Source organism: Streptomyces sp. NPDC059788, assembly GCF_042732265.1.
GTDB lineage: Bacteria > Actinomycetota > Actinomycetes > Streptomycetales > Streptomycetaceae > Streptomyces.
Genome location: NZ_JBHWHY010000005.1, coordinates 121,859 through 137,832 on the forward strand (window position 1 = coordinate 121,859; position 15,974 = coordinate 137,832).

17 protein-coding genes and 1 pseudogene are annotated in these 15,974 nt (G+C 71.4%); 10 read left to right on the forward strand and 8 right to left on the reverse strand.

All coding sequences use genetic code 11. The features are described 5' to 3' along the window. Positions 1 to 6: 6 nt before the first annotated feature. A complete protein-coding gene (locus ACFV57_RS06225; RefSeq protein WP_385226252.1) occupies positions 7 to 792 on the reverse strand; it encodes a TetR/AcrR family transcriptional regulator in 786 nt (261 codons plus the stop codon). A 135-nt stretch (positions 793 to 927) separates the two neighbouring features. Between ACFV57_RS06225 and ACFV57_RS06230 the strand changes: the two genes are divergently transcribed. Next, positions 928 to 1,209, forward strand: coding sequence for a hypothetical protein (locus ACFV57_RS06230; RefSeq protein WP_385226254.1), 282 nt, complete (start codon positions 928 to 930; stop codon positions 1,207 to 1,209). Between the two features lie 39 nt (positions 1,210 to 1,248). On the opposite strand, the gene ACFV57_RS06235 is transcribed toward ACFV57_RS06230, so the two are convergent. Beyond that, positions 1,249 to 1,860, reverse strand: coding sequence for a short chain dehydrogenase (locus ACFV57_RS06235; RefSeq protein WP_385226256.1), 612 nt, complete (start codon positions 1,858 to 1,860; stop codon positions 1,249 to 1,251). 143 nt (positions 1,861 to 2,003) lie between these two features. Here ACFV57_RS06235 and ACFV57_RS06240 point away from each other — a divergent pair, with 143 nt between their 5' ends. After that, positions 2,004 to 2,972, forward strand: coding sequence for a LysR family transcriptional regulator (locus ACFV57_RS06240; RefSeq protein ID WP_385226258.1), 969 nt, complete (start codon positions 2,004 to 2,006; stop codon positions 2,970 to 2,972). Here ACFV57_RS06240 and ACFV57_RS06245 read toward each other — a convergent pair. From ACFV57_RS06245 to ACFV57_RS06260, 4 genes and pseudogenes are all read right to left on the reverse strand, one after another. Further along, positions 2,881 to 3,558: a hypothetical protein gene (locus ACFV57_RS06245; protein ID WP_385226260.1), complete on the reverse strand. Its 678-nt coding sequence runs from the start codon at positions 3,556 to 3,558 to the stop codon at positions 2,881 to 2,883. The genes ACFV57_RS06240 and ACFV57_RS06245 overlap by 92 nt on opposite strands. Next, positions 3,542 to 4,198 (reverse strand): HutD family protein, encoded by a 657-nt coding sequence (locus ACFV57_RS06250; protein ID WP_385226262.1) that lies wholly within the window; start codon positions 4,196 to 4,198, stop codon positions 3,542 to 3,544. The genes ACFV57_RS06245 and ACFV57_RS06250 overlap by 17 nt, the downstream gene beginning before the upstream one ends. 38 nt (positions 4,199 to 4,236) lie before the next feature. Beyond that, positions 4,237 to 5,199, reverse strand: coding sequence for a zinc-binding dehydrogenase (locus ACFV57_RS06255; protein ID WP_385226264.1), 963 nt, complete (start codon positions 5,197 to 5,199; stop codon positions 4,237 to 4,239). A 136-nt stretch (positions 5,200 to 5,335) separates the two neighbouring features. Beyond that, a pseudogene (locus ACFV57_RS06260) lies at positions 5,336 to 6,487 on the reverse strand (NADP-dependent malic enzyme); the annotation flags it as partial. A 608-nt stretch (positions 6,488 to 7,095) separates the two neighbouring features. Between ACFV57_RS06260 and ACFV57_RS06265 the strand changes: the two are divergent. The 3 genes from ACFV57_RS06265 to ACFV57_RS06275 all read left to right on the forward strand — a co-directional run bounded on the left by ACFV57_RS06265 (position 7,096) and on the right by ACFV57_RS06275 (position 9,874). Continuing rightward, the gene (locus ACFV57_RS06265; protein ID WP_385226266.1) at positions 7,096 to 8,070 is read left to right on the forward strand and encodes an ABC transporter substrate-binding protein; all 975 of its coding nucleotides are present in this window, start codon (positions 7,096 to 7,098) and stop codon (positions 8,068 to 8,070) included. A gap of 86 nt (positions 8,071 to 8,156) precedes the next feature. Then, on the forward strand, positions 8,157 to 9,104 hold the full coding sequence (locus ACFV57_RS06270) for an amino acid ABC transporter permease (RefSeq protein WP_385226268.1): 948 nt from the start codon (positions 8,157 to 8,159) through the stop codon (positions 9,102 to 9,104). Positions 9,105 to 9,121: 17 nt separating this feature from the next. Further along, a complete protein-coding gene (locus ACFV57_RS06275; protein WP_385226501.1) occupies positions 9,122 to 9,874 on the forward strand; it encodes an amino acid ABC transporter ATP-binding protein in 753 nt (250 codons plus the stop codon). A 113-nt stretch (positions 9,875 to 9,987) separates the two neighbouring features. Here the strand turns inward: ACFV57_RS06275 and ACFV57_RS06280 are convergent, their stop codons facing one another. Further along, positions 9,988 to 10,749 (reverse strand): class I SAM-dependent methyltransferase, encoded by a 762-nt coding sequence (locus ACFV57_RS06280; protein WP_385226269.1) that lies wholly within the window; start codon positions 10,747 to 10,749, stop codon positions 9,988 to 9,990. A gap of 84 nt (positions 10,750 to 10,833) precedes the next feature. Here ACFV57_RS06280 and ACFV57_RS06285 point away from each other — a divergent pair, with 84 nt between their 5' ends. Beyond that, entirely contained in the window at positions 10,834 to 11,463 is a 630-nt protein-coding gene (locus ACFV57_RS06285) for a CGNR zinc finger domain-containing protein (RefSeq protein WP_385226271.1), read from the forward strand. On the opposite strand, the gene sodX is transcribed toward ACFV57_RS06285, so the two are convergent. Continuing rightward, complete coding sequence (gene sodX, locus ACFV57_RS06290; RefSeq protein ID WP_385226273.1) at positions 11,367 to 11,831, reverse strand: nickel-type superoxide dismutase maturation protease; 465 nt, start codon at positions 11,829 to 11,831, stop codon at positions 11,367 to 11,369. The two genes, ACFV57_RS06285 and sodX, sit on opposite strands and share 97 nt — an antisense overlap. 185 nt (positions 11,832 to 12,016) lie before the next feature. Here sodX and sodN point away from each other — a divergent pair, with 185 nt between their 5' ends. The 4 genes from sodN to ACFV57_RS06310 all read left to right on the forward strand — a co-directional run bounded on the left by sodN (position 12,017) and on the right by ACFV57_RS06310 (position 15,952). Beyond that, positions 12,017 to 12,412 (forward strand): superoxide dismutase, Ni, encoded by a 396-nt coding sequence (gene sodN / locus ACFV57_RS06295; protein WP_385226275.1) that lies wholly within the window; start codon positions 12,017 to 12,019, stop codon positions 12,410 to 12,412. A gap of 187 nt (positions 12,413 to 12,599) precedes the next feature. Further along, positions 12,600 to 13,199: a chemotaxis protein CheB gene (locus ACFV57_RS06300; RefSeq protein ID WP_385226277.1), complete on the forward strand. Its 600-nt coding sequence runs from the start codon at positions 12,600 to 12,602 to the stop codon at positions 13,197 to 13,199. Continuing rightward, a complete protein-coding gene (locus ACFV57_RS06305) occupies positions 13,199 to 15,067 on the forward strand; it encodes a CheR family methyltransferase (protein WP_385226279.1) in 1,869 nt (622 codons plus the stop codon). Before ACFV57_RS06300 ends, ACFV57_RS06305 begins: the two co-directional genes overlap by 1 nt. A 27-nt stretch (positions 15,068 to 15,094) precedes the next feature. Further along, on the forward strand, positions 15,095 to 15,952 hold the full coding sequence (locus ACFV57_RS06310; RefSeq protein ID WP_385226281.1) for a GAF domain-containing protein: 858 nt from the start codon (positions 15,095 to 15,097) through the stop codon (positions 15,950 to 15,952). The last annotated feature ends 22 nt before the right edge of the window (positions 15,953 to 15,974 follow it).

Sequence of the window (15,974 nt, forward strand, 5' to 3'; positions counted from 1 at the left end):
GGCCGGTCAGGCGAAGATCCGGTCGAGGTGGTAGTCGATGGCGCCCTGGACCTCGGCCATCGTGCGGCGGCCGTGCAGCACATCGAGGCCGAGCCCGGAGACGCCCGACACCAGCAGATCCGCCTCACGCCCGGGATCTACGCCGGGCCGCACGGCGCCCACCTCCCGGATCAGGGTGGCGACCAGGGATTCCACGACCTGCTCGCCGTGCAGGAACACCTCGGCCGTCGCCGGGTCGGTCAGGCTGCGCACGAAGTACGCGGTGAACACCCGCAGCGCCAGCGCGCGCTGCTCGTCGATCGGGAGGAACTCGACGAGGACCGCGCGCAGTACGGCACGCAGGTCGCCCGCTTCGTACAGGCCCGCCATGCGCGCGCGGGCGCGGCGGTCGTTCTCCTCGTGCAGCATCCGCAGCGCCTCGACGAGCAGGTGGTGCTTGCTGCCAAAGTAGTACTGGACCACACGCAGCGACACCCCTGCCTCCGCCGCGACCTCGCGCATGCTCGCGGCCTCCAGGCCGCGGCCGGCCGCGATCCGCCACACGGCTTCGACGACCTGGCGACGGCGCCGCTCGCGCGCGCCGCCTTCGGGCGGCCGCGGCCCGCCGGACTCCTGTGCCAGGGGGTCCCGGGGCTGCCCGGGGCGCGCCTCCACTGCCGTTCGGGCCTTGCTGCGCCGCCGGTACGCCTTCGCCTGGCAGCTCCGCGAGCAGTACGCGGGTGGCCGCCCACGGACCGCCACGGCCAGCCCGGCACCGCAGACCCGGCACCCGGCCGTCTTTTCGTCACGCATGAAGACAGGTTACCGCACCACGAAAGCGTGACGAATATCAGGAATGGTGAGACAAGTCAAGGATTTCAGGGCGGATTTTTGATACGGTCGTATCCATCGCACGGAGAAGTGCCGTTCCGCAACGGGGAGACGACCATGAACGAAGCCTGGTACCGGCTGCTGTCCATCCTGGTGTTCACCGCGGGCTTCTGGGAGGGGCCCGCCGCCATCCTCTACCGCGTCGTCGGCGACGACCACGGCACTGCCATGCGGCCCGTCAACTACCTCGACAGCCCCTGGAACTACATCGTTTCGGTCGCGGTCATGGTGGTCGCCTTCGCCCTGCTCGCCGTCCTGGACAAGGGGCGCGAGCGGGCGCTGGCGCGCGAGCGGGACGCCGGGGCCGCCCGCGCGCACGAGGGCACGCACGCGGGCTGAGGGCGGCCCCGGCACCGTACGGCCGCCGGGCCCCGGCCGTCAGGTCAGCTCGTAGACCTGCCCGGTCTGGCCGCCCTCGACCGACCGCACGTACGCCGCGGCGACCTGCGCCAGGTCGACCGACGCGATGCCGGGGAAGAAGTCGCCGTAGTCCGCGAGCGATTCGGTGACCACGGTCGGGCTCACGGCGTTCACGCGCTGCGGGGCGATGTCGATCGCGGCGGCCCGTACGAACGACTCCACCGCGCCGTTGGCCATGGCGGCCGCGCTGCTGGTGGGTATCGGGTCGCGGGCGAGCACCCCGGTGATGAGGGTGAAGGAGCCGCGTTCGGCGATACGGGCGGTCCCCTGGCGCACCAGCTCGATCTGGCTGAGTACCTTGCCGCGGAAGCCCGCCGCGTAGTCCTCGGCGTCCATCGCGGCGACCGGCTTGAACGGCGCGTCGCCGGCCGCGCTGACCACCGCGTCCAGGGTCCCGACCCGCTCGGCGGCCCGGTCGTATGCCTCGGTGACCTGCGCGGGGTCGGAGATGTCCAGTCGCAGGTCGCCCCCGCGGCGGCCCACGGTGATGATGTCGTGGCCGCGCCCGGCCAGCGTCTTGTGTACGGCGGAGCCCAGTTTTCCGGTCGCGCCGATCAGCAGGATCTTCATGCCGCCGACGCTAGGCCGGGCCGCCGGGGGGAGGGAAATACCTTCCGTGCGGGATTTATGCTCTGGGGTTATGGCCGGTGAACGGCACCGGAGCGGACGGCCCGGAAGCGGATGTCAGCGCCGGGCCCGGACGGAGACACGCGATGAACGTGGAGCTGCGGCACCTGCGGGCGCTGGCCGCCATCGGGGACGAGGGCACGATCACCGGCGCGGCGGCGGTCCTGCACGTCAGCCAGCCGGCCCTGTCGCGCACGCTGGAGCAGTTGGAGAGCCGGCTGGGCACCCCGCTGGTCGAGCGGACCACCCGCCGGCTGCGGCTCACCCCGGCGGGACAACGGCTGTACGAGCACGCCCACCGCATCCTGGCCCAGCTCGACGACGCCCTCGCCGAGGCGGCGGCCGGGCCGCGCCCGCTGCGCGTCGGCTTCGCCTGGGCCGCGCTCGGCCGGCACACGGTGCCGCTGCTGCGCGACTGGCGGCGCGAGCATCCCGGCGAGCCGGTCGAGGTGCACCGCCTCGGCGACGCGGAGGCCGCGCTGCGGCGTGGCACCGTCGATCTCGCCTTCCTGCGCACGGTGCCGGCGGACGACGGCGTGCTGGAGACCGTCGCGCTGTACCGCGAACGGCGGCTGGCCGCCCTGTGCGAGAGCGATCCGCTGGCCGGTGAACCGGCCGTCGTGCTGGCCGACCTGACGCACCACCCGATCGCGCTGTGCGCCACCGCGTGCACCACCAGCACCGAACTGTGGCCCGCCGGGCACCGCCCGCGCAGCACCTTCGAGGTCGCCAACGTCGACGAGTGGCTGACGATGATCGCGACCGGTGCCGCCGCCGGGGTGACGGCCGAGGCCACCGTGCACAGCCATCCGCACCCGGGCGTCCGGTATCTGCCGATCACCGACGCGGGGCCGATCACGGTCCTGCTGGCCCGGCCCCGTACGGCCACGCACCCGGCCACCGCGGCCTTCAGCGCCCACGCGCGGCACACGCTGCGCCGCGGCGGCGCGACCGGCGGCCCGGTCACGGACGCGGTGCCGGCTCCCCCGGCCGAGGGGCACCGTGCCGGCGCAGCGCCGCGTCCAGCCGGGCCGGTTCCGTCGCCGGGCCGGTGAGAGCGATCGCATAGCGGCGGCCCCGCAGGCCCGGGGCGGCCGGGCCGGCGGTGACCACCCGGCGGTCCAGCGGGCCGTCGCCGTCCGCGGCCCGGCCCGCCGGGTAGAGGTCCAGGTACGGTACGGCGGTCACCGGCGCCGCCGCCTCCGTCACCACGGCCGCCGCCGCGATCTCGTCCCAGCGCAGGCCCTGCTGGACGTACCGGCCACGCGTGAGCCAGACTCCGCGGTCGTCCACGGCGACGTACGGCCGCGCGAGCGCGCGCAGCACGACCGTACGGACGAACACGCCGATCACCGCGAGGAAGAGCAGGCACAGCACTCCGGCGCCGACCCGCGCGGGGACCGGGGCCGGGCCCTTGCGCGGTCCCCGGGCGTTGACGAGAAACGGCGCGTCCGTGCCGGCCAGCGCGTAGGCCCCCGTGGCCACCACGATCATGGCGACGAGGGCGATCACGAACACGGCCAGCGGGAGTCCCACGCGCCGTTCCAGCCGGCTCATGCCGCGGCGGCGCTCCGGGGGCCGTACCCCGGCCGTCACGGCGTCCGGCGCGACGGTGGCGGGCGCTTCAGTCCGTGACGGCACCGGACACCGCCGGTCGCACGGTCAGGGTGACGACGGCCGCGACGCCGTCGGTGCGCAGCGAGACGCCCGCGTCCCCGGGCAGGAGCACCGCGTCGTGGCGCCCCAGCGACAGCCCGGCGGCGGGCGCGCGCCCATGGCCGCCCTCCCCGTGCCCGTGCCCGTACGCGTCCAGCGTCGTACGGCCGGACAGCGCGACGACCAGCCGCGACCGCTGTTCCCCGGGCTGCTCCGCGGCACCCTCCGGCTCCGGCCCGGCGACGTAGTGCCCGCGCGCCATCTCCACCGTCGCCGTCGAACGCCCGCGCCGCAGCATCACGTTGAAGTTGACCACCGGGCCGTCCAGGAGCCGGCAGCCGGTCGTGGCGTCGCCGGGGAAGGCGAACGGGCGGTACGGGCCCGGCAGGACGTGCCGGGCCCCGTCGACGGTCAGTTCCAGCCCGGCGCCCTCGGCCACCGTCAGGACGCGGTCCACGCCGGGCAGGGCGGAGTACGGGCCGTCCCGGCCCACCTCGGCCAGGCTCACCCGCCAGTCGAAGGCGTCCCAGCCCGCGCCCGGCGGCGCGGCGGCGATCTCCCGCGTCACCCCGCCGCCGTTGCTCCAGACCGAAGCCGTACGCCCGGCCGCGCGCAGTACCCGCACGTGCGCTCCCTCTCCGCGTTCCTCCCGCGCTCCGCGCCTCAGACCGTCAGGACGACCTTGCCGAACATCTCGCCCTCGGCCAGCTTCGCGAACCCCTCGCGCGCCCGGTCCAGCGGCAGCGTCGTGTCGATGACGGGCCGGACGCCCTTGGCCGCGCAGAAGTTCAGCAGCGAGGCCAGTTCGTCCTTGCTGCCCATGGTCGAGCCGACGACCTTCAGCTCCAGGAAGAAGATCCGGTTCAGTTCGGTGCGCTCGGGGTTGAAGCCCGAGGTGGCACCGGAGATGACGAGGGTGCCGCCGGGCCTGAGCGACTTGACCGAGTGCGACCAGGTGGCGGCGCCGACCGTCTCGATCACGGCGTCCACCCGCTCGGGCAGCCGCTCGCCGGTGGGCAGGGCGGCCTCGGCGCCCAGTTCGAGGGCGCGCTTGCGCTTGTCCTCGCTGCGGCTGGTCGCGAAGACCCGCAGCCCGGCCGCCGCGCCCAGCACGATCGCCGCGGTGGCCACGCCGCCGCCCGCGCCCTGGACGAGCACGCTGTCGCCGGGCCGTACCCCGGCGTTGGTGAACAGCATCCGGTACGCGGTCAGCCAGGCCGTGGGCAGGCACGCGGCCTCGGCGAAGGACAGCTCCTTCGGCTTGGGCAGCACGTTCCAGGCGGGGACGGTGACCTGCTCGGCGAAGGTGCCCTGGTAGCGCTCGGTGAGGATGGAGCGCGGCTCGTCCGGGCCGACGCCGTGGCCGCTCTGGCCGATGACCGAGTGGAGGACGACCTCGTTGCCGTCCTCGTCCGTACCGGCCGCGTCGCAGCCGAGGATCATGGGCAGCGCCTCCTCGCCCAGTCCCACGCCGCGCAGCGACCACAGGTCGTGGTGGTTGAGGGAGGCGGCCTTGACGTTGACGGTCGTCCAGCCGGGGCGCGCGCCGGGGGCCGGGCGCTCCCCCAGTTCGAGGCCGTTCAGCGGCTGTTCCCGGTCGATGCGGGCGGCGTAGGCAGCAAACATGATCCCAACGTAGGGCGCCCGGGGGCCGGGCGGTACCGCGCCGGGGTGTGACACGCGCCGCGCCGCGCCGCCCGGACGGCCGGGGCAACGCGAAGGCCCCGCCCGGAGAGCGGGCGGGGCCTTCGTGGTCACCGGGTCAGCGGCGCGCGACGCCCTCGGCGCGGGCGGCGGCGGCGACCGCGGAGGTCACCGCCGGGGCGACCCGCTCGTCGAACGGCGACGGGATGACGCAGTCGGCGCTCAGGTCGTCGGCGACCACCGAGGCGAGCGCCTCGGCGGCGGCCAGCTTCATGCCCTCGGTGATACGGCCGGCGCGCACCTGGAGGGCCCCGGCGAAGATGCCGGGGAACGCCAGCACGTTGTTGATCTGGTTCGGGTAGTCGCTGCGGCCGGTGGCGACCACCGCCGCGTACTTGTGCGCGACGTCCGGGTGGATCTCCGGGTTCGGGTTGGCCATCGCGAAGATCAGCGCGTCCTTCGCCATCTTGGAGACGGCCTCCTCCGGCACCGTGCCGCCGGAGACGCCGATGAAGACGTCCGCGCCGTCCAGCGCGGACTCCAGCGAGCCGGAGAGGTTCGCCTTGTTGGTGAAGGAGGCCAGCTCGCGCTTGACGTCGGTCATGTGCTCGTCGCGGTCGGCGGTGACGATGCCCTTGCGGTCGCAGACCGCGACGTCACCGATGCCGGCCTCGACGAGGATCTTGGCGATGGCGACCCCGGCCGCGCCGGCGCCGGAGATGACGGCGCGCAGCTGTCCGAGCGAACGGTTCGTCAGCTGGGCGGCGTTGCGCAGCGCGGCGAGCGTGACCACGGCGGTGCCGTGCTGGTCGTCGTGGAAGACCGGGATGTCCAGGCGCTCCTGGAGCTTGCGCTCGATCTCGAAGCAGCGCGGCGCGGAGATGTCCTCCAGGTTGACGCCGCCGAAGGACGGCGCCATCCGCACGACGGTGTCGACGATCTCGTCGGCGTCGGTCGTCGCGAGGGCGATCGGCACCGCGTCGACGCCGCCGAACTGCTTGAAGAGGATGGCCTTGCCCTCCATCACCGGGAGGGACGCCTCGGGGCCGATGTCGCCGAGGCCCAGCACCGCGGTGCCGTCCGTGACGACGGCCACGACCTGGGACTTCCAGGTGTAGTCGTGGACCAGCTCGGGTTCTTCGGCGATGGCGCTGCACACCTTGGCGACGCCGGGCGTGTAGGCGAGGGAGAGGTCCTCGCGGTCGCGCACCGGAACGGTCGCCTGGATCGCCATCTTGCCGCCGCGGTGCAGGAGGAAGGCGGGATCTTTGCACTGCCCGTCGTCCGGCCCGGAGCCGGTCGTGTCCTGCGTGTTGCCGCCGTCGTGGGCCTGGGCGGTCTTGGCTGTCACTGGTTCAACCCCTTCGTTCGTCAAACAGTTGAGGGTGACCACTCCCTGGTCAAGGGGTGGGCGGGCACCGCGTCCGTGCCCTGCGTGGCGGATGGCCGTCGCGCGGGGGGAGGTACGGACGCCGGGCGCGCCGCACACGCGCCCTGAGCCCCGGATGAGGGGTGTAACGAACCTTTTTACCGGACGGGCGCGGGCCCCGACGAGTCGGATTCGTTGCCTCCCGGCCCTTAACTACGACAATAGTGTCGAACGTTGCGAACCGCCGGAACCTTCCCTCCGGTTGTCCGTACTGCGAGACGTGGCCGCACACCGCCCGCCCCACTGCCCACCGTCGGGTGCGCGTCCCCCTTGGGACACCTGGCGTGCGGGGTCCCGTTCTCGTCCGTTATCCGATTTTGACCTGTACGACAGTCCGGATAGCGGTGTCCGGATGGCAAGATTCCGTCACCAAACGAGGTCGCGACGCCCGAAGGTGTGTGCCCGGCCCCTGCCAAGTCGGCTTCTCCCTCATCCGCAGGAGGATCAGCATGACCGCAAGCCCCACCCGTCGCCCGGCCGCCGGCAGGTCTCGTTCAGCCGTGGCCGCCGCGACCGCGGTCGCGGCCTCGCTGCTGCTGCTCACCGCCTGCGGCGACCAGACCGACGCGGCCATCGCCAAGCGTGAGGCGGCCAAGAACCGCAACCCGGACGCCCCGCTGTTCAAGCTGCTGCCCAAGGACATCCAGGACAAGGCGATGCTCCAGGTCGGCTCGGACATCACGTACAAGCCGGTGGAGTTCCGCACCAACGGCGAGGTCACCGGCATCGACCCGGACCTCGCGGCGGAGCTCGGCAAGCAGCTGGGCGTCAAGCTGAACTTCAACAACGCCACCTTCGACACCCTCATGGGCGGCATGAAGTCCAAGCGCTACGACATCGCCATGTCGGCGATGACCGACACCAAGGACCGCCAGCAGGGCGTCGACAGCTCCACCGGCAAGAAGGTCAGCGACGGCGTCGACTTCATCGACTACCTGGACGTCGGCGTCTCGATCTACACCCAGAAGGGCAAGACCCAGGGCATCGACGGCTGGGAGGCCCTGTGCGGCAAGAAGATCGCGGTGCAGCGCGGCACCGTCTCGCACGACCTGGCCAAGGAGCAGTCGAAGAAGTGCGAGGAGTCCGGTACCGACGCGATCTCCATCGAGGCGTTCGACAACGACACCGAGGCCCAGACGCGTCTGCGCACCGGCGGCGTGGACGCGGTCTCCAGTGACTATCCGGTCGCCGCGTGGGCGGTCAAGAGCTCCGGCGGCGGCAACGACTTCCAGATGGTCGGCGGCGCGCCGGTCAAGGCCGCCCCGTACGGCATCGCGGTACCCAAGGGCAACCCGAAGCTGCGCGACGCCCTCAAGGCGGCCATGGAGGCCATCGTGAAGAAGGGCGGCTACGCCCAGGTGCTCAAGAAGTGGAACGTCACGGACGCCGCGGTCAAGGAAGTCAAGCTCAACGGCGGCAGCTGAGCGCCTGCCCGAGCCCCGCCCGGCCGCGTGCCCGTCCGGCCCGCGCACGGCCCGTCCCTCCCGCCGAACGCTGAAAGGCAACACCCGTGTCAGTTGACGTCGACAAGCCGGCCCAGCCGCCGGCGGACGCCCCGCCGCCCGCCCCCGAGCCCATCAAGGCCATCCCCGTCCGCCACTACGGACGCTGGGTCGCGGCGCTGGTCGTCCTCGCGCTGCTCGCCCTGCTCGTACGGGCCTTCGCCTCCGGCAAGGTCAACTGGGGCGCGATACCCGATTACATGTTCAACCCGGACATCCTCCGGGGCCTGCGCAACACGCTGCTGATCACGGTGCTGTCGATGGTGATCGGCATCGTCCTCGGCGTGATCCTGGCCGTGATGCGGCAGTCCAAGAACCCGGTGACCTCGACGGTCGCGTGGTTCTACGTCTGGTTCTTCCGCGGTACGCCGGTCTACGTCCAGCTGTTCCTGTGGTTCAACCTGGGCCTGGTCTTCCAGTACATCGACATCATGCCGATCTACAAGGACGAGTGGTCGGACTTCATGACCCCGTTCCTGTGCGCGCTGCTGGGCCTCGGGCTCAACGAGGCCGCGTACATGGCGGAGATCTGCCGCGGCGGCCTGCTCGCCGTCGACGAGGGCCAGACCGAGGCCGCGCACGCGCTGGGCATGAGCCATGGCAGGACGCTGCGCCGGATCATCGTGCCGCAGGCGATGCGGGTGATCGTGCCGCCGACCGGCAACGAGGTCATCAACATGCTCAAGACCTCCTCGCTGGTCATCGCCGTCCAGTACTACGACCTGCTGCAGTCGGCGCAGAACGTGGGCCGCGACGCCGGTCCCGTGGTGGAGATGCTCATCCTCGCCGCGGCCTGGTACCTGATCGCGACCACGGTGCTGAGCATCGGCCAGTACTACCTTGAGCGCTACTACGCCCGCGGCGCGAGCCGCCAGCTGCCGCCCACCCCGATCCAGCGGGTACGGGCCCGGCTGTCCGGCGGCGCCAACCGTTCGTCGGCCGGAGGTGCCGCATGACCAGCAAGCCCACCCCCATGGTCAAGGCCGAGGGCGTGCACAAGTCCTTCGGCGCGGCCCACGTCCTCAAGGGCATCGACCTGGAGGTCGCGCCCCGTGAGGTGTTCTGCCTGATCGGCCCGTCCGGCTCCGGCAAGTCGACGTTCCTGCGCTGCATCAACCACCTGGAGAAGATCAACGCCGGCCGGCTGTCGGTCGACGGCGAGCTGGTCGGCTACCGGGAGGCCAACGGCAAGCTGTACGAGCTGCGCGACCGCGAGGTGGCCGCGCGCCGCCGGGACATCGGCATGGTCTTCCAGCGCTTCAACCTCTTTCCGCACATGACGGCGCTGGAGAACATCATGGAGGCGCCCGTCCAGGTCAAGGGCGAGTCCAAGGCGACCGCCCGGGAGCGCGCGGGCAAGCTGCTGGACCGGGTGGGCCTGGCCGACAAGGCGGGCAACTACCCCTCGCAGCTCTCCGGCGGCCAGCAGCAGCGCGTGGCGATCGCCCGCGCGCTGGCCATGGAGCCGAAGCTGATGCTCTTCGACGAGCCGACCTCGGCGCTCGACCCGGAGCTGGTCGGTGATGTGCTCGACGTGATGAAGGACCTGGCCGCGGACGGCATGACGATGGTCGTCGTCACGCACGAGATGGGCTTCGCGCGCGAGGTCGGGGACTCGCTGGTCTTCATGGACGACGGGGTGGTCGTCGAATCCGGCCACCCGCGCGACGTGCTGGGCAAGCCGCAGCACGAGCGCACCAAGTCCTTCCTGTCCAAAGTGCTCTGACACCGCCGGGAGGCGCGGGGACACGCGTGACGGGCGGTGCGTACGGGCACGGACGGCGCCTTCGTACGTACCGCCCGCCTCGGGCGCGGCCCGGCGGGAGGGCCGCGCGGGGGCTACTTCAGCGCGAGGACCAGCGCGTCCGAGGGCGAGCGCCACACCGCGCGCGCCTCGCCGAAGCCGGACTCGCGCAGCACCTCGCAGTGCCAGGTCTGCGAGGGGGTGTCGCCGTCGGCGTGCTCGCCGTAGATCTCGAAGCGCTCGGCGGTCGGTGCGGCGAGGACCGGGTCGGCGGCGGCCCGGTCCCACCAGTCACGCCAGTCCAGGGCGCCCGCCGCCTTGGCCTCCTCCTGCCGCGCGTGCCGCAGGGCGCGCTCGGCCGCGTCGATGCGCGGGGTGTCGCCGTCGGGCATGTGGTCGGCGTTCATGAAGACGCCGCCTTCCCGGACCAGCCCGCCGAGCTGTCCGTACAGGCCGCGCAGTGGTCCGGTGTGCATCCAGTGCAGGGCGGTGGCGGTGAGTACGGCATCGTAGGAGTCGTGCGGCAGCGCCTCGGTCCAGCGGGGGTCCTTGAGGTCCGCGCGGACGAACGTCACCCGGTCGTCGCCCCGGAAGTAGCCTTCGGCGATGGCCAGCAGCGCCGGGTCGAGGTCCACGCCGACGCTCCGCGCCTTGGGGAAACGCTTGAGCAGCCGGTCGGAGATACTGCCCGTACCGCACGCGAGGTCCAGCACCCGGGGCTCGGTACCCACCAGCGCCTCGACCATGTCCAGCATCACGCGGAACCGCTCCTCACGGTCCGGCATGTACCACTCCTGCTGCCGGTCCCAACTGTCCTGCCATCCCTGCCAGTCAGCGCCGACGACGGTCTCGGTCATACCGTTACCTCCAGGCCGTAATACCCTCATAGCCACAACACCTATTACGAACGAAATCCTAGATCCCGCCCGTAAGGACTACAAGTGGAACTGGCCTATTACTCGGACTACGCCGTTCGTCTGGTCAACACCGAACAGCCCGAGCGCGGCGGCGACACCCTGACCTCGGTCGAGGCCGTACGCGAGCTGTTCGGCCCGGCGCAGCAGATGGCGCGCCGGGCGGCCGAGAGCGATGTGACACGCCTGCGGGCGGTACGCGCCCGGCTGCGCGCCGTCTTCGAGGCCGCCGACGAGGACGACGAGGTGCGGGCCGTGGACCTGCTCAACGCGCTGATGATGGAGTTCCCGGTCAGCCCGCAGATCTCCGGGCACGAGTTCCGCGACGAGGACGGGCGCCCCAAGTGGCATCTGCACATCGCCGACCACGCGGCCAACGCCACCGCCGGCTACGCGGCCACCGCGTCCATGGGCCTGGCCTTCCAGCTCACCGAGCTGGGCGTGGACCGGCTCGGCATCTGCCAGGCGCGGCCGTGCCGCAACGCCTACCTCGACACCTCGACCAACCGCTCCCGGCGCTACTGCTCGGACCGCTGCGCGACCCGCGCCAACGTCGCCGCCTACCGGGCCCGCAAGCGCCTGGACAGCGAGCGGTCGGCGCGCACCGGCCGGAGCGCGGAGACCGCCCAGGACAGCGCGCCCGACAGCGAGCGCTGATATCCGCGCGGCGAGCGCACCCGCGCCCAGGCGCGGGCGACCACCAGCTCGTCGGGCACCACCCCGAACTCCCGGCTGTCGTTCTCCACGAACGGATTGTCGCCCTGCACCCACCAGCCGCCGCCGCGCCGCTCCACGGCCCGCTTGACGATCAGCAGGTCCTGCCGGAACGGGTGCCGCAGGACGACCACGTCACCCGGCCGTACCACCGCCCCGTACTGCACCACCAGCTGGTCGCCGGGCCGCAGCGTCGGCACCATCGACGGGTTGTAGACCTCGGCGAGGCCGAAGGCCCGCAGCAGTCCCCCGCGCTCCCGCCCGTGCTCCTCGCCCTGGTCCGGCCCACGTTCTTCCACCCGCTCCGGCATCCCCGCCACACCTCCCGGTCCGGACCCGGTGACCGCCTCGGCCCGGTCACTCCTGCCGGTCCCATCCTCCAACAGTCCCGGGCCGGAACCGGCCTTTTGCCCTAAGACCCCGAGCCACCCGAGAAAAGCCTTCCCCCAACGAGTAATCTCGCACCTGAGAAGACGATCACGAGGAAGGACTGAACATGCTTTCCCGCCTGTTCGCCCCCAAGGTGAAGGTCAGCGCCCACTGCGACCTGCCCTGCGGTGTCTACGACCCGGCCCAGGCCCGTATCGAGGCCGAGTCGGTCAAGGCCGTCCAGGAGAAGTACCAGGCCAACGAGGACGCGGACTACCGCACCCGAGCGATCCTCATCAAGGAGCAGCGCGCGGAGCTGGCCAAGCACCACGTCTCGGTGCTGTGGAGCGACTACTTCAAGCCCCCGCACTTCGAGAAGTACCCGGAGCTGCACCAGCTGGTCAACGACACCCTCAAGGCGCTGAGCGCCGCCAAGGGCTCCAACGACCCGGCGACCGGTCAGAAGGCCCTGGACCACATCGCCCAGATCGACAAGATCTTCTGGGAGACCAAGCAGGGCTGAGCCGCCCGCAGCCGGTCCGGCCGCGCGTGCCTCATCAGGCACCGCGACCGCTCCGGCCACGTCCGGTCACCGCACCCGGTCCGCACGGCGCCCTTCCGGCGTCCCCGCGGACCGGGTGCGGCTGTTTCCGCACGCTGGGCCGTCCGCGTACCCGCCGGTGACCCCGGCTTTCGATAGGCTCAGTAACGTGACGACAGACCGCTGTGCAGCGGACCACTACGAGGTCGTGGCCGTCGCTTCGTCCGCGGGCGGCATCAAGGCACTGACCTCGATCCTCGCCGCCCTCGGGCCGGAGCTCACCGTTCCGGTCCTGGTCGTCCAGCATCTCGACCCGCGGCACCGCACCATCATCGCCGAGGTGCTCAGCCGGCGCACCGAGCTGCGGGTCAAGCTGGCCGAGGCGGACGAGCAGGCCCGGCCCGGCACGGTCTACATCGCACCCCCCGACCGGCACCTCCTGGTAGGGCCCGGGGGTACGCTGACGCTCTCCGGAAGCGAACTGGTCCACTTCCTGCGTCCCTCCGCGGACCTGCTCTTCGAGTCGGTCGCGGGGGCCTACGGGGCGCAGGCGATCGCCTGTGTGCTGACCGGGACCGGCAGTGATGGCGCCATGGGCGTGGACGCCATCAAGTCACGCGGCGGCACGGTGATCTCCGAGGATCCCCGTACAGCTGAATTCAAGGGAATGCCAGAGGCGGCAGTGGGTACGGGCTCCGTGGACTTCGTGCTGCCCCTGGAAGAGATCGCCGCGGTGATCCGCGGTCTTGTCGAGACCAAGAGGCGGTAATGGGTGGAACGCGGGATGTCGAGGCGGACGAGGAACTGGAGGAGCTGCTCGGTTTCCTGAGGGACGCCCGCGGATTCGACTTCACCGGTTACAAGCGTTCGTCGCTGGGCCGGCGCATCCGCAAGCGGATGGCCGACGTCGAAACCGAGACCTATGCAGACTACCGTGACCGTCTGGAAACGAATGCCGATGAGTTCAATGCCCTCTTCAACACGATCCTGATCAACGTGACGTCCTTCTTCCGGGATCCGGACGCCTGGACGTTCCTCCAGCGCGAGGTCGTGCCCGAGCTGCTGGCTGACACCGGCAGCGACGAGGAGATCCGCGTCTGGAGCGCGGGCTGCTCCAGCGGCGAGGAGGCGTATTCGCTCGCCATCATGTTCGCCGAGGCGATGGGCGTGGAGGAGGCCCTGAACCGGGTCAAGATCTACGCCACCGACGTGGACGAGGAGGCGCTGCGCGACGCCCGCTCCGGCCTGTACACGGCCAAGGCGCTGGAGCCGCTGACGCCGGAGCTGCGCGAGACCTACTTCGAGCAGAACGGCACCCGGTTCAACTTCCGTACGGACCTGCGCCGCCGGGTCATCTTCGGACGGCACGACATCACCCGGGACGCCCCGATCTCCCGGCTGGACCTGCTGGTCTGCCGCAACGCCCTGATGTACTTCAACGTCGAGGCGCAGCGGCAGATCATCGACCGGTTCCACTTCGCCCTGCGCGAGCGCGGCTTCCTCTTCCTGGGCAAGGCGGAGATGCTCCTCAACGACGCCGAGCGCTTCGAAGTGCTGAGCATGCGCCAGCGCGCCTTCCGGCGCCGTCCCGGGGACGCCGGGCCGCCGTACCACTCGACGCCGGCGAAGATCCGCGTGGGGGTGGGCGGCGAGAAGCTGACCACCGCGGCCCGCAGCCGGCAGCTGCGCGACCTGATCCTCGACGCCAACCCGGCGCCGGCCATCGCGGTCGACGGCGAGGGCACCGCCGTACTGATCAACGGTCAGGCGCGCGCCCAGTTCGGCCTGACCTCCAACGACATCGGCCGGCCCTTCCAGGACCTGGAGATCTCCTACCGCCCCGTCGAGCTGCGCTCGCTGATCGAGCAGGCCACCCACGAGCGCCGTACCCTGCGGGTCAACGGTGCCGAGCGGCGGGTCGGCGAGGAGATCCAGTACTTCGACATCCTCATCCAGCCGCTCATGGGCTCCAACGGGCTGCTGGCCGCCACCAACATCACGTTCACCGACGTCACCGTGTCCACCCAGCTCAAGGCCGAGAACAAGCGCGTGCGCGAAGACCTGGAGACGGCATACGAGGAACTCCAGTCCACGAACGAGGAACTGGAGACCACCAACGAGGAACTCCAGTCGAGCATCGAAGAACTGGAGACCACCAACGAAGAACTCCAGTCGACCAACGAGGAACTGGAAACCACCAACGAAGAACTCCAGTCGGGCAACGAGGAACTGGAGACGATGAACGAGGAGATGCGCACCCGTACGGAGGAGCTGGACGAGGCCCGGGCGTTCCTCGAAGGGGTGGTCACCTCCATCGCCGCGGGCGTGGTGGTCCTCGACAAGGAGCTGAAGGTCAAGAGCTGGAACCGCGGCGCGGTGGACATGTGGGGCCTGCGCCCGGACGAGGTGATCGACGAGCCGTTCTTCTCACTGGACTTCGGGCTGCCCACCGAGATGCTGCGCCCGGCCGTCGAGAAGTGCCTGGAGTCGGGCAAGCGCACGGCCCCCTCACGGGTCTCGGCCGTCAACCGGATCGGGCGTCCCATCACCTGCAACGTGCTCTGCTCCCCGTTCGACCGGCACAACGGCGGTGTCGTCCTGCTGCTGGAGGCGGACCGCATCGATAACAGCGACTGAGCGCCACCGCGGGCGTACGCTGAGAGCATGGTGTGGGGCTCACGCAGAGACGTCCAGGCACAACTGGCGCGCCGACGTGCAGCCAGGGCCCGGCAGCGCGCCGAGCACGCCTCCGCCTGCGCGGAACAGCAGGAGATCCTGGCGGCCACGTCCGGCAGGGACGTGCACCTGCAGTTGGCGGAGTCCTACCGCCGGTCGGCGGAGTGCCATCTGTCCTCCGCGCTCCTCCAGGAGGCCTACGCCGAACGGATGTCGGAGTGGGGCGGTGACGAGACGAGCCGCCCGCGCTTCATGACCGGCGTCGCGGAAGCGTGCGGGACGCCCAGCGCGGCGCTCACCCTGATGGGCGCCGATCACGGCCAGCTCTCCGTCGCCTCCTCGGACGACTGCGCACGGGCCGCGCAGGACCTGGAGTTCATGCTCGGCGAGGGGCCCGCGCACGACGCGTCGGTGGCAGGGCACGTGGTCTCGGCGGCCGGCCGGGCCATCGAGCGACGCTGGCCCGCCTACGGGCCCGCGCTGACCTCCCTGGGCGTCCGTGAGGTGCTCACCGCACCGCTGCGGACCGAAGGCAGCTGTATCGGAGCGCTGGCGGTCTTCGACCCCAGCGGCGGCGCGGCCGCCTCCGGCACACTCGCGATGATCGCCGACACCCTGACCCGTACGGTGCTCCTCGGCCCCGACGCCGATCCCGAACTGTACGACGGCGCCGACCACCGGGAGTGCGTCCAGCAGGCCGCCGGAATGCTGTCCGTGCAGGCGGGCTGCCGGGTGCAGGACGCACTGGCCATGATCAAAGCCCGCGCTTTCGCCGACGGGCAGCCACCGGGCGCCATCGCGCAGCAGATCGTGCGCGGCACGCTGAAGCTCGCCCAGGGCAGCTGAACCCACCGAGGGGACCTTCACC